We start from the raw sequence: 23,101 nt of genomic DNA, 5'->3' as shown, positions 1-23,101 counted from the left end.
TGCGTCAGACCAGCCCGGTGGCGTCGAACACCCACGACATGTCGGCGGTGGCGAAGTTCTCCAGCCAGTCCGGCGGGGCGTGGTTGGCCAGGGCGCTCATGTCCCAGTAGTCCTTCCACAGCGTGACCTTGCCGTTCTCGATCCGGTGCACCGTGACGAACTTCAGCACGGCGGATTCGCCGCTGGCCCAATGCCATTCCTCATGATGCTCGTACATGGCATCACGACCGTTCTCCACGAGCAGGCCCGGGAAGTTCTCGTAGGATGCCAGCGGTTCGAGACCGATCTTGAGGCGCTTGACGATGTCCTCGGGGCCCTTGGCAGCAGCGGCGGGACCCACCGGCATGTCGAGGTAGATGCAGTCGTCGGACAGGTACGTCTTTAGCGTTTCCCAGTCGCGATCCGACAGCGCTTTCCACATTCCGTGGACAGTTTCTTCAATTGATACGTCTTCAACGGACACTGGTCAGCTCACTGTCTTTGGCGGAGATCGACTGGGTCTGGTGTGCGGCCCGCAGGAACTGGCCGGTGCGCCGCTTGCCGACCAGGTCGGTCAGCTGACCGCCGGCGAAGACCGTTTGTCCGCCGACCAACACCGCGGTCACGGTGTCGTCGTTGCGGTTCACCATGCGGGACAGCCCGCCATAGTGGTCGACGGTCTCCTCGGCGTAGGCATCGAGGGAGTCGTCGAGACGCTCCGGATCGATGACCACCACGTCGGCGCGGTCGCCGACGCGCAGGTGGCCGGCGTCGATCCGGTACCAGTCGGCGAGCTCACCGGTGAGCCGGTGCACGGCCTGCTCGATCGACATGAACGGCGTGCCTGCCCGCTCGGCGTCGCGGACATGTCGCAGCAGCCGCAATCCCATGTTGTAGAAGGCCATATTCCGCAGGTGCGCACCGGCGTCGGAGAACCCGAGCTGAATACCGGGATCGCGGGCCAGCTTCTTGAGCACCTCGGGCCGGTGGTTGGAGATCGTGGTGCGCCACCGCAGCGCGGTGCCGTGCTCGAGCACCAGATCCAGGAAGGTGTCGACGGGGTGTAGCTCGCCGCGCTCCTGACCGACCTGGCCGAACGACTTGCCGACCACGGATTCATCAGGGCAGGCGACGATTTCGGCATCGAAGAAGTCCCGGTGCCAGACCCGCACCCCGAATTTGTTGTCGTAGTCCTTGCGGAACTTGCGACGGTATTCCTCGTCGCGCAGCAGTTCATTGCGCTCGACCTCATCGCGCAGGTGCAGCGCCGCCGCGCCGGAACCGAATTCCTCGAACACCACCAGGTCGATACCGTCCGCGTACACCTCGAACGGCACCGGCAGGTGCTGCCACCGGAAGTTGCCGCCGAGTGCGTTGGCCACCCGGGCCAGCGGACCCATCATCCGGATCGCGTACGGGTTGGCCTTGATGTCGGCCGCCGACAGGAGGCTGGTCTTCAGGTTGTTGCGGAACAGCCCGAGTGACTGGGCCACCTGGGAGGCCAGGTTGAGCGGGTTCTGGATGTCGGGACCGGACTGCAGCACCCGGCCGGTGCGGCGCAGCATCGACTTGAGCCGGCGCAGTTCACGGGGTTTGGCGTACGTCGACGGCAGGGTGCGGGACCGGCAGGTGTCGCCGTCGATCTTGTCGAAAAGTAGCTGCTGGGAAGACATCCCGACGAAGCCGGCGTCAAGGGCCTCTTTGAGCATCTGCTCCATCCGGGCCTGCTCGGCCGCGGTCGGCCGCTCGTCCTTACGGGTGGCGCGGTCGAGTCCCATCACCGCGGTCCGCATATCGGAATGCCCGATGAAGGCGGCCAGGTTGGGGCCCAGCGGCAGGCTCTCCAGCGCCGTCACGTATCCGTCGCAGTCGGTCCACGTCTTGTTGTCGTCCACCGCGGCGATCACCTGGTCCCGAGGGATCGCCTCGACCCGGCCGAACAGGTCGCCGGCGTCGACCCCGCCGACGTGCACGGTCGACAGCGAGCAGGAACCGAGCATCGCGGTGGTCACGCCGTGGCGCAGTGACTCCGACAGCGACGGGCCGTTGAGCACCTCGACGTCGTAGTGGGTGTGGATGTCGAGCATTCCGGGCAGAACCCACTTCCCGGCGGCGTCGATGACCTGCGGGCAGTCCGTCTCGTCGAGAAGCTCGGGGGAGATGGCAACCACGTGCCCGTCGCGAATTCCGATGTTGCGGACTGCTGACGGGGCGCCGGTGCCGTCGAACCACCGGCCGTTGCGAATGATCGTGTCGAAGCTCACCCAGCCATAGAACAGGCCGGTAACGCCACTGTCAATGAAAATAGTGAACAGATTTCAAAAAATGTCTACTACTCGGGTGGGACGCCTGCCCACCTGGGGTTATAGCGGGGTCCACACGTCTGGCACGCGCCCGTCGAGGTCGCTGAACCCGTAGTGGCGGGCCAGGGCGGCCGAGCTGACGGACTGCTGGTTCCAGCGCGCCCGGTGCGGGTCGGCGGCCAGCGCGGCGACCCCGCGACCGACGAGCCGCGGCGACTCGGATTCGGCGAAGCCCGGCGGTGCGGCCGGGTAGCCGTCGGTGCGGGCCAGGTCGAGGGCGCACCGCCAATTGGCCTCGGTGACGCCGTAGTTGTCGAGCATCATCTCCGAGCGCAGCCAACCCGGCGTGACGGAGACGGCGGTGGCCCCGAACGCGGCGAGCTCGTGCCCGTGGCTGAAGGCCAGTCGGTTCACCGCGGTCTTGACCAGATCGTAGAAGACCGAGAGCCGCGGGTTGGTGGCGTTGAATTCGGTTGTCCCATCGGTGATCTCGACCAGGATCCCGCCGGGTCGGTCAGCGAGTAGCGGCAGCACACAGTGCGACGTGATCAGATGGGTGTCGAGTCCCAGCCGGAGCATCCGCAACCCGTCGTCGAGATCGTGCTGCCACATCGGCCGGCCCCAGGTGTCGGGCGGTCCCTTGAGCACCTCGGCGCCCCAGATGTCGTTGACCAGGATGTCGATGTGTCCGTAGTCGGCCTTGAGCCGTCCGGCCAGCATGCGCACCTGGGTCACATCGAGGTGGTCGACCTGTACGGCAATGCCGGTCCCGCCCAGTTCCGTGACCAATTCGGCTGTTTCCTCGATGGTTTCGGGCCGGTCGTAGTCGGAGTCGCGGCTTCCGCATCGGCTGCTGCGTCCGGTGCACACGACGGTCGCACCGGCCTCGCCCAGCGCCGCGGCGATGCCCCGGCCCGCGCCCCGGGTGGCCCCGGCAACCACGGCGATGTATCCCCGCAGCGCTTCCGGGTCCGGTGTCCAGCCCATCGGATGAGTATCCCGCCGTGCGCAGTTCTAAGGCTGCGGTTCGGCATTTCGGCGCATACTGGCGGAGGTGACTCCACTGCAGCGCTACATCGCCGAGGAAATCGCAACCGATCACCTCGACGGGTTGTTGTCGCGCCGGGAGGCGCTGCGTCGACTGGGACTGTTGGGAATCGGCGCCGCCGCGGCGACCGCGCTGATCGCCGCCTGCGGGGAGGCGAAGCAGGCCAACACCACCGCAACCCCCGACGCGGCTCCGAGTACCGCGCCGGCACCGGCCCAGCCGCCCGGACTGCAGGGCGCTCTGCCCACCAGCTCGGTGACTTGGACCGGCCCCGGCGGTGCGTTGCAGGGTGCCTGGGCCGCCGCGCCGGAACCCAGGGGCGCCGTTCTGGTGATCCACGAGAACAAGGGGCTCACCGATCACATCCGTTCGGTGGCCGGGCGGTTCGCCGGGGCCGGGTACTCGGCCCTGGCGATCGACCTGCTCTCAGGTCAGGGCGGTACCGCCGCATTTGCCGACCCGGCCAACGCCACTGCCGCGTTGAGCAAGATCGAACCACCGGAGTTCATCGCCAACCTGAATTCGGGCATCGAGGAGGTGCAGCGGCGCGCGCCGGGCCGCAAGGTCGCCGCCGTGGGCTTCTGCATGGGGGGTGGGCTGGTCTGGCGGCTCTTGGCGGCGGGCACTCCCGCGCTGGCCGCCGCAGTGCCGTTCTACGGTCCGGCCCCCGATGACCCGGACTTCGCCGGCTCCCGCAATGTCGCGGTGCTCGCCTTCTACGGCGCCTTGGACCAGCGGGTCAACGCAACAGAACCAGTGGTACGCGCGGCGCTCGAGAAGGCCGGGATGGTGCACGAGTTGATCACCGAACCCGACGCCAACCATGCGTTCTTCAACGACACCGGTGATCGCTATCAGCCCGCTGCCGCGGCAGATGCCTGGCGCCGCATCCAGGGCTGGTTCGCGACACACCTCGCCTGAGCCTCGCCCGGGCTTGTTCAGCGACTGTTCAGGTCTCGGTTCCAGCTGCGTTGTTGACCGCACACGCGGCCCGGTTCTGATCGTGGCATGCGGGTTGTCCAGGTAGCCAACTTCTACGGCCCGCGATCGGGAGGCCTACGGACCGCGGTCGACCGCCTGGGCGCAGAGTATTGCGCACTGGGTCATGAGGTGTATCTCATCGTCCCGGGTGCGCACCCGCAGCGCCATGCCCTCACCAGCGGCGTCGTGCGGATCTCCTTGCCGGCCAGGCTCATCCCGTTCACCGGCGGCTACCGCGCGGTGTTGCCCGGTCCGGTGACGGCGTTGTTGCAGCAGCTCGGTCCCGACGCCATCGAGGTATCGGACCGGCTCACACTGAGGTCGCTGGGTCCGTGGGGCCGCAAACACGGCGTGGCCACCGTGATGATCTCCCACGAACGCCTGGACCGGTTGGTCGGTCAGGTGCTGCCGCGGTCGGCCGCGGTCATGGTGGCCGACATCGCCAACCGTCGCACCGCGGCCAACTACGACACAGTGGTGTGCACCACGGGCTTCGCGCGTGAGGAATTCGACCGGATCGGCGCGGCCAACGTCGCGACCGTGCCGCTCGGGGTGGACCTCGAGCAGTTCCACCCGAGGCGCCGGTGCGCCGAGATGCGCAGCCGCTGGGCCGCACCGCAGCAGACCCTCCTGGTGCACTGTGGCAGGTTGTCGGTGGAAAAACACGCCCACCGGAGCATCGATACGGTTGCCGCCCTGCGTGATTCGGGAGTGGATGCGCGGCTGGTGGTGGTCGGGGAGGGGCCGTTGCGGGCCCGGCTCGAACGGCAGGCCAGTGGGCTGCCGGTGGCCTTCACGGGGTACATCGGCTGCCGCGATACGGTGGCGTCGATTCTGGCCTCGGCAGATGTCGCGCTCGCACCGGGACCGCACGAGACCTTCGGCCTGGCCGCGCTGGAAGCGCTGGCCTGTGGAACTCCGGCGGTCGTGTCACGTACCTCGGCGCTGGCCGAGATCCTCACCTGCGACAGCGGGGCCACTGCCGACAACGACGCGCACGCCATCGCGCGCGCCGTCACCTCGGTGATCGGCCGCCCCGAACCGTTGCGGCGCAGCAGCGCGCGTCAGCGGGCCGAGCAGTTCACCTGGCCGCGATCCGCGGCCGGGATGCTCGATGTGTTGGGGGCGCGCTAGACAAACCGACTTTTGCGCACGATGACGCCAGACCTGTTGTGCCGGCACACCCCGGCCCTATGTTCCCCGGGTCATGTTTACGCGCACGCTGCCTGAAGGACGGTCGAGCATGTCCGAAATCACCACAGCCCCAGAATCGTTGGGCTACCAACCGCCGCCGGCCGGCCGGCAGCTGCGCGGCAACCTCGGGGTGGCCTCGATCGTTTTCATGGTGGTGGCCGCGGCCGCACCACTGGGGGTGATCGGTGGTGTGGTGCCGTTGGGTATCGCGTCGGGCAACGGTGCCGGATTCCCCGCCACGTTCATCGCCTCCACGGTGGTGCTGCTGTTGTTCGCGGTCGGCTTCACGGCGATGACGCCGTATGTCGACGAGGCGGGCGCCTTCTTCTCCTATGTTCGTCAGTCACTCGGGTTGCCCGCAGGCATCGGTATCGCCTTCGTGGCACTGGTGAGCTACGTGGCGCTGGAGGCGGGCGTGTACGGACTGCTCGGGCCAGCCGGGGCCAGTGTCGTCGAGCTGGCCGGCGGGCCGGCTCTGCCCTGGTGGGTGTTCGCCGCGGTGGCCTTTGCCGTCACCACCTACCTCGGTTACCGCAACATCGAGCTGTCCAGCCGCCTGCTGGGCGTGCTGCTCACCGCCGAGATCGCGATCGTTCTGGTGCTCGACCTGGTGATCGTGGCCAACGGCGGTGACCACGGACTGTCCTCGGGCATCGTCAACCCGAGCGCGATCTTCTCCGGGTCATTGGGGATCGGTCTGCTTTTCGCGATCATCAGTTACGTCGGATTCGAGGCCACCGCGATCTTCCGCGACGAGGCCCGCACTCCCGAGCGGACGATTCCCCGGGCCACTTACCTGGCGCTGATCCTGATCGGGGTGTTCTACGCGGTCACCAGCTGGGCGTTGATCTCGGGTTGGGGTGACGAGCAGGCCATCGCCCGCGCCACCGACTCCGGCTCCACCTTCCTCGGCGACACCGCGCACCGGTACATCGGTGCGGCCGGCGCCGACATCATCACGGTGCTGTACTTCACCAGCCTGTTCGCCTGCATCCTGGCGTTCCACAACGTGGCGTCGCGCTACGTGTTCGCGCTGTCGCAGCGCGACGTGCTGCCCGCGCGGCTGAGCCAACCGCACGATCGGCACGGCTCACCGCATCAGGCTTCGCTGTGGATCTCCGGTGTCGTGGCGGTCAGCGTCCTGCTGGCGGTGGTGTTCGGGCTGGACCCGGCCGCCCAGTTCTACACCTGGTTCGCCGGGGCGACGACGGTCGGTGTGGTGCTGCTGATGATCGCCACCAGTGTCGCGGTCCTGGTCTACTTCGCTCGCGACCGGCACGGCCACTCACTGTGGCGGGTGCGCATCGCCCCGGGGCTCGGTCTGGCGGGTCTGCTGGGTGCGCTGGTGCTGATCCTGACCAACCTCAACGATCTGGTCGGCGGTTCCAGCGTGCTGGCCTGGGTGATCGTCGGTGTGCTCGTCGCCGCGTTCGCGGCCGGTGTGGTCACCGGTCGTCGGGTCGGGAGCACCTCACGACGGTCAACGGTGCAGTGAGGGTGCCGACGCGGACTTGAGATCTCGGATCGACGGAATCGGACACATCGGGCCCTGACGGGGCGATAATTGTCTGCGGTCAGGACGAACCTCAGGGGGCCCGGATGTCTCGACTTGCAGCGTTGGCGGTGTCGATGGTCCTGCTCGCGGGGGCGAGTGTTGCGTGCGGGCAAGCCAATTCGCCGGCCGGCCACGGCCAGCATTCCGAAACGGTCACCACCAGCCCCGGTATGTCGGTCCCGACCGGCCCGGTCATCACGATCGAGGGCATGGGATTCGGCGCCCTCGGACCCGTCGCGCCGGGCACGGAGATCACGATCATCAACAACGACGAGGTCGAGCATTCGGTGACGTCGCGGACCAAGGGACTGTTCGACGTCCACGTCGAGGGTAAGCAGCGTGCGACGCTGACGGCGCCCCAGGAGCCGGGGGAGTACGCCTTCTACTGCCTCTATCACCCCGCGATGCTGGGCACGCTTACGGTGAAGTAGCCGCTCAACGGGTGGACCAGGCCACCGGCATCCGTTTGATGCCGTGAATGAACTGCGACTGCAGCCGGTCGGGTTCCTCGGTCACGACGATGTCCGGCAATTGGCGGTGCAGTTCCTCGAACGCCACGGTGATCTCGCGGCGCGCCAGGTTTGCTCCGAGGCAGAAATGTGCACCGCCGCCGCCGAATCCGAGATGGGGATTGGGGTGGCGGGTGACGTCGAACGTCCACGGATCGGCAAACTTCGACTCGTCCCGGTTCGCCGATCCGTACCACAGCGTCACCTTGGCCCCGGCGGGCAGCGGCGTCCCGCCGAGCACCGTGTCCTGGGTGACCGTGCGGCGCATGTAGCTCACCGGCGACGCCCAGCGCACGATCTCCTCCACCGCGGTGGGGGCCAATTCCTGGTACCGCGACCACCACTTCTCGCGCTGTTCGGGGAATCGGGTGAGTGCGAGCAGGCCGTGGCTGATGGCGTTGCGGGTGGTCTCGTTGCCCGCGACCACGAGCAGGATGAAGAAGGAGGCCACCTCCGCGGAGGTAAGTCGTTCGCCGTCGACCTCGGCCTGAACCAGGCTTGTCGTGAGGTCCTCGGTGGGCACCGCGCGTCGCTCATCTGCCAGCGCGGTCGCATACGCGCCGATGTCCATCGCCACCTTGAGGAACTCGTCGAAGTCGGTGGTCAGATCGGGATCGCCGAACCCGAGGATCACGTTGGTCCAGTGGAAGATCCGTTGATGGTCCGGCTCGGGGATGCCCATCATGTCGCAGATGATCTGCAGCGGTAGGGGACCCGCGAGTTCGGTGACGAGTTCGGCGGTGCCGTCGGGATTTCTCGCCACCATGTCGGCAACCAGTCGCCGGGCCCGATCACGGACGGAATCCTCGATGAGCGCCACCACCCGCGGCGTGAATGCGCTGCGCACGATGTTGCGCAGGCGGGTGTGGCGGGGATCGTCCATCACGATCATGGAACCGAAATACTCGGCCAGTTCCACTGTCTGGTCGCCGATGGTGATTCCCGACGCGGAGCTGAAGATCTCCGGATGACGACTGGCGTGGAAGACGTCGTCGTACCTGGTCACCGCCCAGTGCCCGGGGCTCTCGGGAAAACCGCCGAGGACGCATGCCGGGTGAAACGAGATCGGGTCCGCACGTCGCAGCGCGGCGAATGCTCCGTCGCGAATGTCGTCGTCCTCGCGCCAGAACTGCCACGATCCCAGATCGATCTCCGAGCGCGGCACGTCCGGAGGAGGTGCCCCATTGACCCGCGGTGCGATACCCACCCCGCCAGGTTAGAGCCGGAGCCGACCGGAGAACGCGTAACGCTCGGATCCGTCGCGGCGATACCCCCACCGGGGTGCACGTTCCGCCGCTCGGTCCAGCGGCGAGTTGCAAGGCGTTGCGGCGCCGGGCCATTGGGGGATGGCCGGCGCCGGGGTCACGACTGTAGGAGGTCCAGGTATGAAACTGACCAGGTTCGTGGCGGCTGCGTTGACGGTCGGTGCGTTCGGAATAGGCGCTGCGGGGTTGGGGGTTCCGGTGGCGTCGGCATCGCCCGCTGTGCCGGTACCGCTCAAGCCGGGGCACGGCAACGACGACTGCTTCCCGTTCTGTGATGGCGGGCCGCCCGGCCATGACCGTGATTTCGACAATCGAGGGCGCGATTTCGGCAATCGTGGCCCTGATTTCGACCACCGCGATCACTGGGACGACAAGGGTCCCTGGTGGGCGAACAACCGGCACGACTGGTGGGATGACCGTAGAGGCCCGCCGCCGTGGGGTTGGGGCCCACCGCCGGCTATGCACTGGAACGGCGGACCGCTGCCGCCGACCGTGAACTACTGGGGTTACAACTTGAACCCGGTGTGGGACAACGGGTTCCGGCAGTGGGGCGTGTGGCTGTTCGGCGTCTGGATCCCGATCATCGGGGTTGGCGTGGGCTGATGCCCCACCGATAGGTACCAACGGCCGCGCCGTATGCCGGTCAGCCGCTCTCGCGGGTGCGGGCGTCACCGTCTTGATCGGAGTCATCCTGATCGTGGCGGACGATCCGGACCCGCCCGTGCGGCAGGCATGCGGCGTAGCCGTGGTACTTCCCGTACAGCTCCCACGAAGTGTGGCGTTCGTCGGGCCGGACATCGATCCGGTGGCCGTCGGAAAAACACAGGTGGAGGCTGCCGTCGTTCTCCCAATCGGCATGCGTGCAGCGTTGGCCGGCGAAATCGAACAGGGGCCGTACCTCGTTGCGAAGTGCGCGCGGATCGAGCGACACCACTTCGGGATCGTCGGCTCCGGTTGGCGGAAGCGTCAGTTCCAGCGGGACCGAGATGACCAGTTCGTTGTAGTCGTCGAGGTTGAGCACCAGGCCATCACGAAATGTGATCCGCTGGACCAAGCACCCTTGAATCCATTGTTCGCTCATTTTCTTACTCTGAACCGCAGACTGACCGGGCACAAGAGGCGCACCTTGGGTGTTACGTCCAATATGAATGGCATGGGACATCCTCGATGAAGGTCCGCTTCGGCGTGGGACTCGGCGCTGAAACCACCCCGGACGAACTGGGCGGCATCGTCGATCACCTGGAGAGTTCCGGGGTCGATTCGGTGTGGTTCTCCGAACTGGTCTACACCCCGGCAGTGGATCCGTTCGTCGGCATGGCCTACGCGCTGGCACGCACCCGGCGGCTCAAGGTCGGGACCTCGGTGGCGATCCTGCCGGGACGCCATCCGGTTCTGGTGGCCAAACAACTGGCATCTCTGGCGGCACTGGCGCCCAAGCGGGTGCTGCCCGCGTTCGGCCTGCATTCGGCACTGTCTCCCGAGCGGGACATCTTCGTCGTACCCGACGGCCGCCGGGCCGCGGTTTTCGACGAATCGCTGGACCTGCTGCGAGCAGCTCTGCGCGGCGGCGATGTGTCGTTCGAAGGGGAGTACTTCACGGTCCGCTCCGCGCAGGTTCAACCGGTACCGGCGACCCCGATCGACATCTGGCTGGGCGGGTCGGCGCCGGCGGCCCTTACCCGCATCGGCAAATTCGGCGACGGGTGGCTGGGCAGCTTCCTCACCGCCGACGAGGCGGCCGCAGCGCGCCGCCGCATCGAGGCTGAGGCGGTTGCCGCGGGCCGCACCATCGAGCCCGACCACTTCGGCATCAGCCTCGCCGTCGGGGACGGCGCGCTCCCGGCTGATCTGCTCGCCGCGGTCCGCCGCCGCAGACCAGACATCGACTCCGAGGAGCTGATCGCCGCGGACTGGCCCGATCTGCACCGCCAACTCGATCGCTACGTGGCCGCCGGCCTGACCAAGTTCGTGATCAGGGCGGCGGGTCCCGCCGACCGCGGTGCGTTCCTCGACCGGTTCGCCGCCGAACTGTTGCCGCGGCAGAACTGACGGGTGCGCAAAACTGCACACCGTTGAACTCTGATGTGCCTACCGCCGTGTCAGGGTTATGCGCACGCCGCACCTGTGCCTGCGCCCTGAGCGAAGGAGACGGTGCCATGAGGATGCGACTCGCGCGGTTGCACCTGGCGTTCACACCCGGCCTGCTGGGCCTGCTGTCCGCGGTCGCGATGGTGTTCGCACTGGTCGCGGCGCCGGCAGCGGCCGCCGACGACCGGCTGCAATTCACCGGCACCACCTTGTCGGGTGCCCCGTTCAACGGGTCGAGCCTGGCCGGGCGGCCCGCCGTCCTGTGGTTCTGGACGCCGTGGTGCCCGTTCTGCAACGCCGAGGCGCCGTCAGTGAGTCAAGTTGCCGCGGCCAACCCGCAGGTCAGCTTCGTAGGCATCGCGGCGCACTCCGATGTCGGAGCCATGCAGGGGTTCGTCGACAAGTACCACCTCAATTTCCCCAATCTCAATGACGCCGACGGGTCGATCTGGGCCCGCTACAACGTGCCCTGGCAGCCCGCCTACGTCTTCTACCGGGCCGACGGGTCATCGACGTTCGTCAACAACCCGACGTCGGCGATGCCGCAGCAGGAGCTGGCCGATCGGGTCGCGGCCCTGAAGAGCTAAGTCACCGGCGTGCCAGACAACCTGGTGGGGTTGGCGTTCGGCGCCGGACTCGTCGCGGCACTCAACCCCTGTGGGTTCGCCTTGTTGCCCGGGTACCTCGCGCTGGTGGTGCGGGGCACCTCGCCGCATGGACCGCTGCCGGCGCTGGGCCGGGCGCTGGTCGCCACCCTGGTGATGACCGCCGGATTCGTCGCGGTGTTCGGCACATTCGGGCTGCTCACGGTCGCGGCCGCGAGCACGGTCCAGCGCTACCTGCCGTACGTCACGTTGCTCATCGGTGTCATCCTGATCGTTCTCGGCGGCTGGCTGCTGGCCGGTCGCCGGCTCGGGTTGCTACTGCCCGACGCTGTGGCGGGCCACACCGGTTGGGCGCCGACCGCACGACTCGGCTCGATGGCCGGTTACGGCGTCGGGTACGCGCTCGCGTCACTGTCGTGCACCGTGGGACCGTTCCTGGCGGTCACCGGCGCAACTCTGGAATCGAATACGGCACTGCATCGGCTGGCGGTGTTCGCCGCGTACGCGGCGGGTTTCGCCCTCGTCGTCGGCGTGCTGGCCGTCGCCACGGCGCTGGCCGGCACGGTGGTGGTCGACCGGTTGCGACGCGTCATTCCCTACGTCAGCCGGATCAGCGGAGCGCTGTTGATCGTCGTCGGCGCCTACGTCGCGTACTACGGCTGGTACGAGATCCAATTATTCAGTGCCGGAGGCAATCCCGAAGATCCGGTGATCGCCGCCGCCGGGCGCTTGCAGGGCACGCTCGCGGGGTGGGTGCACCGGCACGGGGCGTGGCCATGGCTGATGGCACTGGTGGCCCTGGCCGTGGCAGGAATGGTGGCGCGGACGGCGGTACGGGCGCGGTCCGCTCAGCGATCGAAATCGGACTCGTCGTCCAGCGGCACCCCGATCGCCTGATCGATCAGATCGGCTTCGGTGGCGTCGGCATCGGTTGAGATCCGTACCCGCCGCAGATCCGACATCGCGTCGTCCTCATCGTCGACACCGACCGGTATCAGTTGTTCGACGACATCGGCCTCCGGGGCGTCGTCATCGAAACCGTCGTCGAAGTCGTCACCGTTGGCGTGCGTCATAATTGCCCCCTCACCGACCGGCATCGCCGTCCATACCGATTGTGCTACCCGTGAACTGGCGTTTCAACGTGAATTTCCGGCCGTTCAGCGCGCGGGCGGCCCTGCCGGGGTCTGGGTGGCGTCACGCCGCCGGGCGGCCATGCCCGCCAGCGCCTCGAACACCACCCGGTGCGCGGCGTTCACCGTGAGTTCGGCGTGGTCGTAGGCCGGGGCCACCTCGACGACGTCGACCCCGGCCACGTCGTGGGTGCGGCACAGCTCACGCACCATCCGCAGCAGGTCGGCACTGGTGATACCGCCGGGCTCCGGGGTGCCGGTGCCCGGTGCGTGCGCGGGGTCGAGAACGTCGATGTCGACTGACACATAGAGCTTTTCGGCCTTGTCCAAGGCTTCGGCGACCGCATCGGCCATCACCTCCTTGAATCCGCGGTCCCAGATCTCCTGCATGGTGTGCCAGGTCATGCCCTGCTCGAGCATCCATTCGAACGTGTCCTGCGGCGGCCAGTAACCCCGCAGGCCGACCTGGACGAAATGGGTGCCGGGCACCGCACCGGATTCGATGAGCCGACGCATCGGGGTGCCGTGGCTGGCCAGGTTTCCCTCGATGTTGTCGGCTGTGTCGGCATGCGCGTCGAAGTGCACGATTCCGACGTTGCCGTATCCGTGCACGTCGGCCACCGCGGTCGCCGACGGCCAGGTGATCGAATGATCGCCGCCGAGCACCACGGGAACGATGCCGCGCGAGGCCACCGCGTGGACCCGCTCGCGGATGTTGGCGTGGGATACCTCGGTCTGACCGTGTGGGCAGTACGCGTCGCCGAAATCGACCACTTCGAGCCAGTCGAAGATCTCCAAGCCGAGGTCGAGGTGGTAAGTGCCCGGTTCATAGGCCGTGGCCCGAATCGCCCGGGGACCGAACCGGGCACCTGGACGGTTCGTCGTCGAAATGTCGAACGGCGCACCGACGATCGCCACATCGGGCTGCCAGGCGTCGAGTTGGGCCGTCTCGGTCAGGATTGGGCGGTGCCCGAATGAGACCATGCCCGAGTGCGGCAGACCGAGTTGCTCGGCCATGCCGGGCGGCAACTCACGCTGCGGACCGTGATCGTGCTGATCGGCCATGAGCAGACATTACCGCCGAGGGCGGCACGGCACGCTCGGGTCGAAAGATTCATTGGCCGGCAACGGAACTGAGCGCTGCGCGAACACCTTCGGGGACTTCTCGCTTGGACCAGTCGCCGGTTGAGACGACGACGTAGACATTGCTGCCGCACACCCGTGGCTGCTCGTCACCGGCGGAGTCGGTGCCCAGCACCGTGAAGCCCAGGGTGAAGCTGGTGGTACCGATGCGCTCGCACCGCACGGCGATCCGCACCGACTCCCGCCACCGGACCGGCGCCCGGAAATCGATCTCGGTATGCACCACCTGCATGTCGAGGCCATCGGCGATCAGGTCGGCATAACTCACCCGCAGGTGGTCGAACAGCCCGGTACATGCCTCGTCGAACCAGGTGAGGTAGTGGCCGTTGAACACCACACCCTGCTGGTCGATCTCGGCGTAACGCGGAACGATGCCGAAGCTGTACTGGGTCACGTGAGCACTCCGATGCCGGCGGGTCTGCCGCTCCACGGTAACGGGAGGTGCCGCGGCCCGGACTTTCGCGGGTGCGGTCCGCAGGAGAGACTGATGTGGTGAAGCTGGTGACCCTCGACGACATCGACGCCGCGGCCCGGCGGATCGACTCCGACATCGTGCGAACCCCGCTGCTGGCGGCCGGATGGGGCGACCCCGGTCGGCCGTTGTGGCTCAAGCCCGAGAATCTGCAACCGATCGGCGCCTTCAAGATCCGCGGTGCGTTCAACGCGCTGGGCCGGCTCGATCCCGGCGTACGGGCCAGGGGAGTGGTGGCCTACTCCAGCGGCAATCATGCTCAGGCGGTGGCGTATGCGGCTGCGGCCTATGGCGTTGCCGCCCACATCGTGATGCCCGAGGAGACGCCGGCCGTGAAGGTGCAGGCCACCCGGGATCGCGGGGCGCAGGTGGTGTTGTGTGGGGCCGGGCAGCGTGAATCGGTTGCCGCCGAACTGGTCGAGCGCACCGGCGGTGTGCTGGTGCCACCGTTCGACCACCCTGACGTGATCGCCGGCCAGGGCACCATCGGGTTGGAGATCGCGCAGGATCTACCGGATGTCGCATCCGTATTCATCCCGATCAGCGGCGGTGGCTTGGCCTCGGGTGTGGGCACCGCGGTCCGGGCGTTGTGCCCGCGGGCCAGGATCTTCGGCGTCGAGCCGGAACTCGCCGCAGACACCGCGGAGGGCCTGGCCGCCGGTCACCGAGTGGACTGGTCTGTGGCGCAACGTAATCGGACCATCGCCGACGGACTGCGCTCGACGCCGTCAGCATTGACGTTCGCCCATCTGCAACGTGTGATCGACGATGTCATCACCGTGACCGAGGACGAGATCCGTGCAGCGGTGCGAGAACTCGCGCATCGCGCGCACTTGGTGGCCGAACCCAGCGGTGCGGTGGCGCTGGCGGGCTACCGGAATGCAGCGGCGCCACCGGGGCCCGCGGTCGTGATCGTCTCGGGCGGCAACATCGAGCCACCGCTGCTGGCCGAGATCTTGTCTCAGTGAACCCCTTCCATCAGCCGGCTGATCCGCGGTGACATCAGCAGAACCACGACACCGACGCTGATCGCCAGCGCCCCGAGTACGCCGAAGTAGGCGAACTCGTGTGCGGGATCGTAGCGCTGCGCGAGCACGCCCGACATCGCCGTACCCAGGCCGACCGAGAAGAAGAACAGCGCCATCATCTGAGCCCGGAATGCCTCTGGCGCAAGCTTTGTCGTCACCGAGAGGCCGATCGGCGACAGCAGGAGTTCAGACACCGCGAACACCACCATGATGCCGGCCACCAGGAGTGCGGGCACCACCTTGCCGGTGGACGGTGCCATCGGCAGGAACAGCAGGAAAGCCGCGCCCATGCCGATCACGCCGTAGGCGAACTTGCGCGGAGTGGTCGGTGCCCGGTTGCCCAGCCGGGTCCACAGGATCGCGAACAACGGGGAGAGCAGGATGATCCAGACGGGTTCGATCGACCCGATCCAGCTCGACGGTGCGGTCCAGCCGAAGACGGACCAGTTGACGCGTTCGTCGGAGTAGACCGCCAGCACTGTGAAGGTCTGCTGGAACAGCGACCAGAACACCGCGTTGGCGATGAACAGCGGGATGAAGGCACGGACCCGGATGCGTTCGGTTTCGGACACCTTGGCGCTGGTCAACATCACCACGAAATACATCACCGAGGCCACGACGATGACCCCGGTGGTGAACTGGGACAGGTTGGCCAGCTCGACCACGTGCATCGCGAACAGCGCCGTCACGGCCACGGCCAGTGCGGCGACGATGCCGATGACCTTACCGATTGCCTGGGGCGGCAACGGGTTTGCCACGATGCGTCCGTGGTCGCCGAGATTGCGGCGGAACCACACGTACTGTGTGAGGCCGAGCGCCATGCCGACGGCCGCGGCGCCGAACCCGTAGTGAAAGCCGACTCGGGTCTGCAACAGTCCCGTGGCCAGCGGCCCGACGAAGGCGCCCAGATTGATTCCGAGGTAGAACAAGGTGAATCCGCCGTCGGCGCGCGGGTCGTCCTTGTCGTAGAGCGTGCCCAGCAGCGAGGACGCGTTGGCCTTGAGCGCGCCGGATCCCAGGGCGACCAGCACCAGGCCGACGCCGACCCCGGACATGCCCGGAACGACCGCGAGTGCGATGTGGCCCGCCATCACCACCACCCCGCCGTAGAACACCGTGCGTTCCATGCCCAGCAGGCGATCGGCGATCCACGCGCCCAGGACGGTTGACAGGTACACCAGTCCTCCATAGGCGCCGACGATGCCGGTGGCGGTGCTCTTCGGCAACCCCAGGCCGCCGTCGGCTGCCATGTAGTACAGGTAGTAGCCGAGGATGGTGAGCATCCCGTAGAACGAGAAGCGCTCCCACAATTCCACCCCGAACAGGTTCGCCAATCCGATGGGATGGCCGAAGAACGTGCGGTGGCGTGGTGAGTCCTGCCCTTGCTGCATGGGCCATAACCTTGCCACGGGAGCGGTCCGGTCGGTCGAAATTGACGGCGTCAGCGGCAAACCGGAACGCCGTTGTGTACTGGCGCTTCTGTGGCACAGCACATTTCGTCGCGGGTCGGATGCGGGCATCGAAGGTGCAGGGGATGGATACGATGCTGCCACCCGGTAATGTCATCGTGAAACGTTGGGACGATGGCCACACTTTCGGGGGTGCATGTGGAGGCGGTGCTCGGTGTTTCGTTGACACCGTCCACCGTCGGTCTGGTCCTGCTCGAGGGCAGCGAGGCTGACGGGGCGACCATCGACCACGACGCCTTCGACATTCGCGGCTATACGCCATCACGAACCGGCGAGATCTGCGCTGATGTGGTATCCGCGGTTCGGCGCGCCGAAAAGGTTGCGGCAGAACATGGTCGGCGGCTGACAACGATCGGTGTCACGTGGAGTTCGGGCGCAGGCGCCGAGGCCGCGGTGCTGCTGAAAAAGGTGGCCGAGGCCGGGTACGCCTCCGTGGTTCCGGTTCGGCTGCCGCAGGCCACGGATGCGCTCGCGCATCGCATCGCCGGCATCGTCGGATTCGACACGACCGGCGTATGCGTCCTGGAACCCGATGTCGTGCAGGCAATGACGGTCCGTGACGGCACTCCCGTGCAGACGACGGTCAGCCGGGGGATCGAGACCGTGGCAGGCCTGACCACCTGGCTGTCCGACACGTTCGACGCGGCTGATCCACGTCCCGATGCGCTCGTGGTGGTGGGCTCTGCCGTCGATCTGGACTCGGTGCTGCCGAAGCTGGAACAGGCCCTGGCGGTGCCGGTGTTCACGCCCGCCGAACCCGGATTGCCGTTGGCCCGGGGCGCCGCGCTGGCTTCGGTGCGCCGGGGCCGGACGCCGGCCGACAACGGCATGGCCCCGGCCGGGTGGCGCTGGCCCGCTACGCAATTGACCCCGCTGGCAATATTGCTCGGCGGAGTGCTGGCCTTCGGAGTGTCGCTGGCGCTGGCAGTGGGTCAGCAGCTGCTGCCGGGTTCAGAGCCGACTCCGCATCGGAGCACCCGTCCGGTGGTGAGTACGTCGGGCGACTCGGCCGTCGTGCACCAGCCGCCCGCGGCCGCCACCCCCGCGCCGTCCGAGGTGCCGCCGATGCTGGAGCCGGTGGAGGACGTCGCGCCGGAATACGTCATCGGCGAAAGTGTCACGGCCCCATCTGAGAACACCGTATTGCCGGACGGGCAGCTCGCGCCTCCCGGCTCCGAGCTGGAGCTGGTGCCACCGGAGCAGTCACCGCAGACGCCCGAGCACGTCCCCGGTGCCCCTCCGCCCGAAGCGGGACAAGAATCCCCGCCCGCAGGCCAGGCCCCGCCGACCGAGACCATGGTGTCGCCGGCACCGTCCCCGACATCGGAGGCACCTCCGCCGGCGCCGGCATCCGAGGTTCCGACGCCTCCGCCGAGTGCGCCGCCAGAGGCGGCACCGATACAACAGACGGCTGCGCAGGCTCCGGCGACAGAACCTACGGCACCCATGCCGGAGCCCTTACCCTCCGAGGCTCAGTTACCTGCGCCCGATCCCGCCGCGCCCTGATCGCTGTGACGTTGCTGAGATCCGCGCGAGTTCGTCAATGCTGCGGTGAAACGTTCTGACGCATCGCGTCGATGTGTTCACCATGGGCAACTCATCGCGCTACCGCCGACACCGATTCGCCGCCGTCACGCTGCGCCTGAAAGGTACAGTCCCGGCGAGCACCTACACTGGTGGAATGCTGAGCGCCCCATCGTCGTCATTCGGAACCGTTCGAGCGTCGGTACTGAAAGTGTTTGCGGCGATTGGTGTCGCCACCCTGGCCGCGGCGAGCACGGTCAATGTCGCATCGGCTGCGGTGAGCACGCCCGAGCCTGGGGCGACGATCGAGCCTGCCGCCGGTTCGGTGGTCGGTGTCGCCATGCCGCTGACCGTGACCTTCGACAACCCGGTGACCGACCGCAGCGCGGCGCAGCGCAGCTTGCAGATCAGCTCACCGCACACTCCCACAGGCACATTCACCTGGCTCAGCGATGACGTGATGCAGTGGAAGCCCGATCAGTTGTGGCCGGCTCACTCGAAGATCTCCGTGTCGGCCGGCGGCGCCAAGACCAGCTTCGAGACCGGGTCCGAGGTGCTCGGCGTCGCCGACATCGACGCTCACACGTTTACCGTCAGCATCGACGGCGCGGTGGCCCGTACCATGCCGGCCTCGATGGGCAAGCCCAAACACCCGACGCCGATCGGCACCTTCAGCGCATTGTCCAAAGAGCCTGTCGTGGTGATGGATTCGCGAACCATCGGGATTCCGCTGAGCGACCCTGAGGGGTACAAGCTCACCGTGTACGACGCGGTCCGCGTGACCTGGGGTGGTGTCTACGTGCATGGAGCCCCCTGGTCGGTGGGATCCCAGGGATATGCGAACGTCAGCCACGGCTGCATCAATTTGAGCCCTGACAACGCCGATTGGTACTTCAACACCGTGCACCTGGGCGATCCTATTGTCGTGCAGGCGTAGCCGCGTGCAGGTTCTTCGACGTCGGTGAGGTCGACACCGTCGCCGGGTCGGGGTAGGTCCCCAGTACGCGGTCGGCGGTTCCGGCGGTGGTGACGGTGAACCAGTAGTGCTCGTTCTTGTAGTGGTGCTGGCGGTGGTTACGCCAAACCGCGCGGTATACGCGGTTTTTCGGCTTGTAGTCGCTGTGGATCAGATAGTGGCACCACTCGTAGGACAGACCCAGCACCGTCAGGACCGACAGGAATGTCAGTCCCAGGCCGAGGCGAGGGAATGCCAGCAGTGCGACGGCCATTGCGACGGGCAGGATCCACAGCAGAGCCCGCCACGGTATGAAGATCAGCGGGATGTCGCGCGGGTCGACGTGGTGCAGGCGGTGGTCACGGGCCAGCACCGAATCCAGTGTGATCCGGCCGAACCTCCTTGGCCGCCAGTGCAGTACGAGAACGTGGACGATCCATTCGAAGAACGGAAATGCCGCGAGCATCCCTGCGGGCACGAGTACATCGGTGAATTGCCAGTCCCCGGCCGCGCACCGCGCGGCGACGCTGCCGACCAGCGCGGTGCCGAGCATCCAGGGGGAGGGGTGTCTGACGAATTCCCGTGCCGCGTCACCCAATGTGAAAACGTTGCGCGTCATCGGTTTTCCTCCAGCGCCTCGAGGGCGCCCATGAGCGCGTTGGTGGCCGGTTCCAGCAGGTCCTGAGCGGCCGCGCGGGCAGCCGCCGGGTCACCAACTTCGATTGCCTCCACGATCCGCCGGTAGGCGTCCGGACGGCCGACCTCGGCGGCCATCATGGTGGCCAACGCCGGCAGCGCGGGCTCGTAGGTCTGCCGAAGGGTGTTGTACATCAAGCGGAATGCGATCGAGTCCGCTCCGTCGACAACCTGGTCCCAGAAGGTGAGCGCCTGGCGCTGCTTTTCCACCGGATCCGGTTCGGCCGCCAGGGCATCCACGGTGCGGCCGAGTTGGGCTGTGAGATCGGCCTGGGCTCGCTCGGCGGCCAGCTCAGCGACCTTGGGGCCGTTGTGCAGGCGGGTTTCCAGGATGCTGCGGACCACGCTGACGTCGAGTTCGCCTGCGCGCAACAGCAGTCGGGGCAACAGGTCGAGGCCGGCATGCTTGCGGAAGTCCCGCACTGTGGTGGAGTCGCCTTGCCGAACCTCTACCAGGCCGGCCTCGGTCAGTCGCTTGATCGCCTCGCGTACGGCCGGGCGGGACACCCCGAGCACCTCGGCCAGGCGGCGTTCGCTGGGTAGCGGTTCGCCGGGCTGTATCTCGCCGCTGAGCACTTCGGCAACGATCTGCTCGAAGACGTCCTCGGGTACGGATCGGCGGTTGACCGGTTGTAGCGCCATGCGGCCATGTTGCCTGTCCGACGGTCAGAGGTCAAGTGGTAAGACCAATGGCATCAGCGCAGTGCGGCGGCGGTCTCGGCGTCCGCCGGCAGAAATGCCTCGATGCTCAGCTCCGCGGCGGTGAGGTCCAGCGCGGTGCCGAACGTCGTGACGGTGCTCAGGAAGGTCAGCACGGTGCCGTGAGGCGAGGTCAGTTCCAGTGGAACCACCACACCGCCGAGATCGCGGACCGGTTCCATGCCTCCCGGGTAGGACTCGACCTCGGCGAGGAGGCCGGCCAGTTCGGCTGATCCGCTCACTGTGACCTCGCGGCGCAGCCGGCTGATCAGGTGGTGGCGCCATTCCGCCAGATTTCGGATGCGCGGGGCCATGCCCTCGGGATGCAGGGTGATCCGAAGCGCATTGGGCTGGGCCAGTAGATGCGGTGCGACGCCGTCCAACATGACCGCGGTACCGGCGTTGGCCTGCAACAGGTTCCAGGTGCGATCGACGACCACGCAGGGAAACGGGTCGTAGGCGTCCAAAACCTGGGTTACGCCGTCGCGCACGGCGGTCATCTCGGGATCGTCCAGCCTGCGTTCGGCGTATACCGGTGCCAGTCCGGCGGCCAGCAGCAGTTGGTTCTGGTCTCGTAACGGCACCTCGAGGGCTTCGGCAAGCCGCAGAACCATGGTCCGACTCGGCACCGAGCGCCCCGTCTCGATGAAGCTGAGGTGACGCGCCGACACATCGGCTTCGATGGCCAGGTCGAGTTGACTGATCCGGCGGCGCAACCGCCAGTCGCGCATCAGTGAGCCGATGGGTGTCTGGGTCGTCGCACTCGTCACCGTCCGAGTCTCACTCACACGACGCGAGATAACCACTACCTCAAGGGTAATTGCAGTGGCTACCTGATCCGCGTCACCGTGGAGTACGTCCCTACCAAGGAGGCAAGGATGCGTAAGCCACCTCAGGCGCCCCCGTCGATACCGCGTTGGCTGCACTTCGTGATGGCGGCCGACCGGGCCGGGTCGGCCGCCTACATCGGAACGGGGTTCTTCTTCGCGCCGGTGCTCGCTCTGGCGTCGCCGTGGCCCACGCTGACAACGGTGCTCTGGATCGCGATCGCGCTTGCCGGCCTGTGGCTCGGCCTGCTCGGCATCGCGATGGCAACCGGTCTGGCGATCGTGCTGCGGTCGAACACCGAAATCCCGGAGGACTACTGGCGATCCATCATCGACTATCCGAGTGGCCGCGGTAATCCACCTGCCAGTGCTTGATGCCGTTCAACCAGCCCGACCGCAGCCGTTCCGGCGCCGAGATCGGGGTCAGGTCGGGCATCACGTCGGCGATCGCGTTGAAGATCAGGTCGATGGTCATCCTGGCGAGGTTGGCGCCGATGCAGTAGTGCGCCCCGGTGCCACCGAAACCCACGTGCGGGTTGGGGTCCCGCAAGATGTTGAAGCTGTACGGGTCGTCGAACACGTCCTCGTCGAAGTTCGCCGAGCGGTAGAACATCACCACCCGCTGGCCCTTCTTGATCGGCACACCGGCGAGTTCGGTGTCCTCCAACGCGGTGCGCTGGAATGACGTCACCGGGGTGGCCCACCGCACGATCTCGTCAGCGGCGGTGCCGGGGCGCTCCCGCTTGAACAACTCCCATTGGTCGGGGTGATCGGCAAACGCCATCATTCCCTGGGTGATCGAGTTGCGGGTCGTCTCGTTGCCCGCCACCGCGAGCAGGATGACGAAGAAACCGAACTCGTCGTCGGAGAGCTTGTGTCCCTCCACGTCGGCCTCCAGGAGCTTGGAGACCAGATCCTCGCCGGGGTTCTTCGTCCGCTCGGCCGCCATCTGCATCCCGTACATGATCAACTCGACCGAGGCGCTGATCGCATCGTTGGACGCGAACTCCGGGTCCTGGTCTCCGACCATCTGATTGGACCAGTCGAACAGTTTCTTGCGGTCCTCCTGCGGCACACCCATGAGTCCTGCGATCGCCTGCAGCGGCAGTTCGCACGACACCTGCTCGACGAAATCCCCGGAGCCTTCGGCGGCGGCCGCCTCCACGATCGCGCGGGCCCGCTCGGCCAGGTCGGCGCGCAGGCGTTCGACCGCCCGTGGTGTGAAGGCCCGCGAGATGATCTTGCGCAGGTGCGTGTGATGCGGGGCGTCCATGTTCAGCATCACGAACTTGCCCTGGTCGATCTGCTGCTGGACGGTGCCCTCCCGATAGCGCGGCAGGGCGGTCTTCTCCTGGCTGGAGAACACGTCACTGCGAAGCGACACCTCTTTGACGTCCTTGTGCTTGGTGACGACCCAGAACCCGCCGTCGTCGAACCCCCCTTGGCCCACCGGCTGTTCGTTCCACCAGATCGGAGCCAGCTTGCGCATCTCCGCGAGTTCCTCGACAGGCAGCCGTTCGGCGTAGATGTCGGGATCGGTGAAGTCGAATCCGGGTGGAAGTTTCAGAGTCGGCATGACGTGGGCACTCCTCGCGACGACGTTGTGTAGTGGCGTAAGCCATTGCTACACC

The 23,101-nt window shown here is 67.0% G+C and carries 25 protein-coding genes; 12 read left to right on the top strand and 13 right to left on the bottom strand.

The window, feature by feature from the left end:
* Positions 1-4: 4 nt before the first annotated feature.
* The 3 genes from ACWEFV_RS21390 to ACWEFV_RS21380 form a co-directional block, all read right to left on the bottom strand.
* Positions 5-463, bottom strand: coding sequence for a nuclear transport factor 2 family protein (locus tag ACWEFV_RS21390; RefSeq protein ID WP_450071634.1), 459 nt, complete (start codon positions 461-463; stop codon positions 5-7).
* The gene (locus ACWEFV_RS21385; RefSeq protein WP_450071633.1) at positions 453-2,243 is read right to left on the bottom strand and encodes an N-acyl-D-amino-acid deacylase family protein; all 1,791 of its coding nucleotides are present in this window, start codon (positions 2,241-2,243) and stop codon (positions 453-455) included. The genes ACWEFV_RS21390 and ACWEFV_RS21385 overlap by 11 nt, the downstream gene beginning before the upstream one ends.
* A gap of 99 nt (positions 2,244-2,342) precedes the next feature.
* Complete coding sequence (locus ACWEFV_RS21380) at positions 2,343-3,269, bottom strand: SDR family oxidoreductase (protein ID WP_450071632.1); 927 nt, start codon at positions 3,267-3,269, stop codon at positions 2,343-2,345.
* A 67-nt stretch (positions 3,270-3,336) separates the two neighbouring features.
* Here ACWEFV_RS21380 and ACWEFV_RS21375 point away from each other — a divergent pair, with 67 nt between their 5' ends.
* From ACWEFV_RS21375 to ACWEFV_RS21360, 4 genes are all read left to right on the top strand, one after another.
* Positions 3,337-4,251 carry a dienelactone hydrolase family protein gene (locus ACWEFV_RS21375; RefSeq protein WP_450071631.1) on the top strand — a complete coding sequence of 305 codons (915 nt, stop codon included), beginning with the start codon at positions 3,337-3,339 and terminating at the stop codon, positions 4,249-4,251.
* A gap of 87 nt (positions 4,252-4,338) precedes the next feature.
* Positions 4,339-5,445: a glycosyltransferase gene (locus ACWEFV_RS21370; protein ID WP_450071630.1), complete on the top strand. Its 1,107-nt coding sequence runs from the start codon at positions 4,339-4,341 to the stop codon at positions 5,443-5,445.
* Between the two features lie 109 nt (positions 5,446-5,554).
* A complete protein-coding gene (locus ACWEFV_RS21365; RefSeq protein ID WP_450071629.1) occupies positions 5,555-7,000 on the top strand; it encodes an APC family permease in 1,446 nt (481 codons plus the stop codon).
* Between the two features lie 104 nt (positions 7,001-7,104).
* Entirely contained in the window at positions 7,105-7,491 is a 387-nt protein-coding gene (locus ACWEFV_RS21360; RefSeq protein ID WP_450071628.1) for a cupredoxin domain-containing protein, read from the top strand.
* A gap of 4 nt (positions 7,492-7,495) precedes the next feature.
* On the opposite strand, the gene ACWEFV_RS21355 is transcribed toward ACWEFV_RS21360, so the two are convergent.
* Complete coding sequence (locus tag ACWEFV_RS21355; RefSeq protein ID WP_450071627.1) at positions 7,496-8,776, bottom strand: cytochrome P450; 1,281 nt, start codon at positions 8,774-8,776, stop codon at positions 7,496-7,498.
* A 178-nt stretch (positions 8,777-8,954) separates the two neighbouring features.
* Between ACWEFV_RS21355 and ACWEFV_RS21350 the strand changes: the two genes are divergently transcribed.
* Positions 8,955-9,437, top strand: coding sequence for a hypothetical protein (locus ACWEFV_RS21350; protein ID WP_135454987.1), 483 nt, complete (start codon positions 8,955-8,957; stop codon positions 9,435-9,437).
* 40 nt (positions 9,438-9,477) lie between these two features.
* Here ACWEFV_RS21350 and ACWEFV_RS21345 read toward each other — a convergent pair whose 3' ends face one another.
* Positions 9,478-9,915, bottom strand: coding sequence for a DUF6188 family protein (locus tag ACWEFV_RS21345; protein WP_135454985.1), 438 nt, complete (start codon positions 9,913-9,915; stop codon positions 9,478-9,480).
* Between the two features lie 86 nt (positions 9,916-10,001).
* Here ACWEFV_RS21345 and ACWEFV_RS21340 point away from each other — a divergent pair, with 86 nt between their 5' ends.
* The 3 genes from ACWEFV_RS21340 (at position 10,002) to ACWEFV_RS21330 (ending at position 12,424) form a co-directional block, all read left to right on the top strand.
* Positions 10,002-10,883, top strand: coding sequence for a TIGR03854 family LLM class F420-dependent oxidoreductase (locus ACWEFV_RS21340; protein ID WP_450071626.1), 882 nt, complete (start codon positions 10,002-10,004; stop codon positions 10,881-10,883).
* Between the two features lie 107 nt (positions 10,884-10,990).
* Positions 10,991-11,509, top strand: a complete 519-nt coding sequence (locus ACWEFV_RS21335) for a protein disulfide oxidoreductase (RefSeq protein ID WP_135454980.1) — start codon at positions 10,991-10,993, stop codon at positions 11,507-11,509.
* 9 nt (positions 11,510-11,518) lie between these two features.
* Positions 11,519-12,424, top strand: coding sequence for a cytochrome c biogenesis CcdA family protein (locus ACWEFV_RS21330; protein ID WP_450071625.1), 906 nt, complete (start codon positions 11,519-11,521; stop codon positions 12,422-12,424).
* On the opposite strand, the gene ACWEFV_RS21325 is transcribed toward ACWEFV_RS21330, so the two are convergent.
* The 3 genes from ACWEFV_RS21325 to ACWEFV_RS21315 form a co-directional block, all read right to left on the bottom strand.
* A complete protein-coding gene (locus ACWEFV_RS21325) occupies positions 12,376-12,600 on the bottom strand; it encodes a hypothetical protein (RefSeq protein ID WP_135454976.1) in 225 nt (74 codons plus the stop codon). The two genes, ACWEFV_RS21330 and ACWEFV_RS21325, sit on opposite strands and share 49 nt — an antisense overlap.
* A gap of 84 nt (positions 12,601-12,684) precedes the next feature.
* Complete coding sequence (gene speB, locus ACWEFV_RS21320) at positions 12,685-13,674, bottom strand: agmatinase (RefSeq protein ID WP_450071753.1); 990 nt, start codon at positions 13,672-13,674, stop codon at positions 12,685-12,687.
* Positions 13,675-13,771: 97 nt separating this feature from the next.
* A complete protein-coding gene (locus ACWEFV_RS21315) occupies positions 13,772-14,194 on the bottom strand; it encodes an acyl-CoA thioesterase (protein ID WP_135454975.1) in 423 nt (140 codons plus the stop codon).
* A 98-nt stretch (positions 14,195-14,292) separates the two neighbouring features.
* On the opposite strand from ACWEFV_RS21315, the gene ACWEFV_RS21310 reads away from it, so the two are divergent.
* Positions 14,293-15,240, top strand: coding sequence for a threonine ammonia-lyase (locus ACWEFV_RS21310; RefSeq protein ID WP_450071624.1), 948 nt, complete (start codon positions 14,293-14,295; stop codon positions 15,238-15,240).
* On the opposite strand, the gene ACWEFV_RS21305 is transcribed toward ACWEFV_RS21310, so the two are convergent.
* A complete protein-coding gene (locus ACWEFV_RS21305; RefSeq protein WP_450071623.1) occupies positions 15,234-16,691 on the bottom strand; it encodes a peptide MFS transporter in 1,458 nt (485 codons plus the stop codon). The genes ACWEFV_RS21310 and ACWEFV_RS21305 overlap by 7 nt on opposite strands.
* 192 nt (positions 16,692-16,883) lie before the next feature.
* On the opposite strand from ACWEFV_RS21305, the gene ACWEFV_RS21300 reads away from it, so the two are divergent.
* Complete coding sequence (locus ACWEFV_RS21300) at positions 16,884-18,275, top strand: DUF7159 family protein (RefSeq protein ID WP_450071622.1); 1,392 nt, start codon at positions 16,884-16,886, stop codon at positions 18,273-18,275.
* A gap of 175 nt (positions 18,276-18,450) precedes the next feature.
* Entirely contained in the window at positions 18,451-19,230 is a 780-nt protein-coding gene (locus tag ACWEFV_RS21295) for a L,D-transpeptidase (protein ID WP_450071621.1), read from the top strand.
* On the opposite strand, the gene ACWEFV_RS21290 is transcribed toward ACWEFV_RS21295, so the two are convergent.
* Genes ACWEFV_RS21290 through ACWEFV_RS21280 form a run of 3 tightly spaced genes read right to left on the bottom strand, consistent with a single transcriptional unit; the run spans position 19,211 to position 21,374 of the window.
* Positions 19,211-19,867, bottom strand: a complete 657-nt coding sequence (locus tag ACWEFV_RS21290; protein ID WP_450071620.1) for a sterol desaturase family protein — start codon at positions 19,865-19,867, stop codon at positions 19,211-19,213. The two genes, ACWEFV_RS21295 and ACWEFV_RS21290, sit on opposite strands and share 20 nt — an antisense overlap.
* Positions 19,864-20,586, bottom strand: a complete 723-nt coding sequence (locus tag ACWEFV_RS21285; protein ID WP_450071619.1) for a FadR/GntR family transcriptional regulator — start codon at positions 20,584-20,586, stop codon at positions 19,864-19,866. Before ACWEFV_RS21285 ends, ACWEFV_RS21290 begins: the two co-directional genes overlap by 4 nt.
* A 53-nt stretch (positions 20,587-20,639) precedes the next feature.
* Positions 20,640-21,374: a helix-turn-helix transcriptional regulator gene (locus tag ACWEFV_RS21280; protein ID WP_135460074.1), complete on the bottom strand. Its 735-nt coding sequence runs from the start codon at positions 21,372-21,374 to the stop codon at positions 20,640-20,642.
* A gap of 147 nt (positions 21,375-21,521) precedes the next feature.
* Between ACWEFV_RS21280 and ACWEFV_RS21275 the strand changes: the two genes are divergently transcribed.
* Positions 21,522-21,845: a hypothetical protein gene (locus ACWEFV_RS21275; RefSeq protein ID WP_450071618.1), complete on the top strand. Its 324-nt coding sequence runs from the start codon at positions 21,522-21,524 to the stop codon at positions 21,843-21,845.
* Here ACWEFV_RS21275 and ACWEFV_RS21270 read toward each other — a convergent pair.
* Positions 21,799-23,046: a cytochrome P450 gene (locus ACWEFV_RS21270; RefSeq protein WP_450071617.1), complete on the bottom strand. Its 1,248-nt coding sequence runs from the start codon at positions 23,044-23,046 to the stop codon at positions 21,799-21,801. The two genes, ACWEFV_RS21275 and ACWEFV_RS21270, sit on opposite strands and share 47 nt — an antisense overlap.
* Positions 23,047-23,101 lie beyond the last annotated feature (55 nt).

Source organism: Mycobacterium sp. NPDC004974 (genome assembly GCF_053600815.1).
The sequence above is the reverse complement of the archived record's forward strand: the minus strand, read 5'-3'. Positions and strand labels throughout refer to the sequence as shown.

Coding starts and splice junctions, on each gene's coding strand:
- ACWEFV_RS21380 (WP_450071632.1), bottom strand. CDS start 3,269: ATGGGCTGGACACCGGACCCGGAAGCGCTGCGGGGATACATCGCCGTG.
- ACWEFV_RS21370 (WP_450071630.1), top strand. CDS start 4,339: ATGCGGGTTGTCCAGGTAGCCAACTTCTACGGCCCGCGATCGGGAGGC.
- ACWEFV_RS21365 (WP_450071629.1), top strand. CDS start 5,555: ATGTCCGAAATCACCACAGCCCCAGAATCGTTGGGCTACCAACCGCCG.
- ACWEFV_RS21360 (WP_450071628.1), top strand. CDS start 7,105: ATGTCTCGACTTGCAGCGTTGGCGGTGTCGATGGTCCTGCTCGCGGGG.
- ACWEFV_RS21350 (WP_135454987.1), top strand. CDS start 8,955: ATGAAACTGACCAGGTTCGTGGCGGCTGCGTTGACGGTCGGTGCGTTC.
- ACWEFV_RS21345 (WP_135454985.1), bottom strand. CDS start 9,915: ATGAGCGAACAATGGATTCAAGGGTGCTTGGTCCAGCGGATCACATTT.
- ACWEFV_RS21340 (WP_450071626.1), top strand. CDS start 10,002: ATGAAGGTCCGCTTCGGCGTGGGACTCGGCGCTGAAACCACCCCGGAC.
- ACWEFV_RS21335 (WP_135454980.1), top strand. CDS start 10,991: ATGAGGATGCGACTCGCGCGGTTGCACCTGGCGTTCACACCCGGCCTG.
- ACWEFV_RS21325 (WP_135454976.1), bottom strand. CDS start 12,600: ATGACGCACGCCAACGGTGACGACTTCGACGACGGTTTCGATGACGAC.
- speB (WP_450071753.1), bottom strand. CDS start 13,674: ATGGCCGAGCAACTCGGTCTGCCGCACTCGGGCATGGTCTCATTCGGG.
- ACWEFV_RS21305 (WP_450071623.1), bottom strand. CDS start 16,691: ATGCAGCAAGGGCAGGACTCACCACGCCACCGCACGTTCTTCGGCCAT.
- ACWEFV_RS21300 (WP_450071622.1), top strand. CDS start 16,884: ATGGCCACACTTTCGGGGGTGCATGTGGAGGCGGTGCTCGGTGTTTCG.
- ACWEFV_RS21295 (WP_450071621.1), top strand. CDS start 18,451: ATGCTGAGCGCCCCATCGTCGTCATTCGGAACCGTTCGAGCGTCGGTA.
- ACWEFV_RS21290 (WP_450071620.1), bottom strand. CDS start 19,867: ATGACGCGCAACGTTTTCACATTGGGTGACGCGGCACGGGAATTCGTC.
- ACWEFV_RS21285 (WP_450071619.1), bottom strand. CDS start 20,586: ATGGCGCTACAACCGGTCAACCGCCGATCCGTACCCGAGGACGTCTTC.
- ACWEFV_RS21280 (WP_135460074.1), bottom strand. CDS start 21,374: ATGCGCGACTGGCGGTTGCGCCGCCGGATCAGTCAACTCGACCTGGCC.
- ACWEFV_RS21275 (WP_450071618.1), top strand. CDS start 21,522: ATGCGTAAGCCACCTCAGGCGCCCCCGTCGATACCGCGTTGGCTGCAC.
- ACWEFV_RS21270 (WP_450071617.1), bottom strand. CDS start 23,046: ATGCCGACTCTGAAACTTCCACCCGGATTCGACTTCACCGATCCCGAC.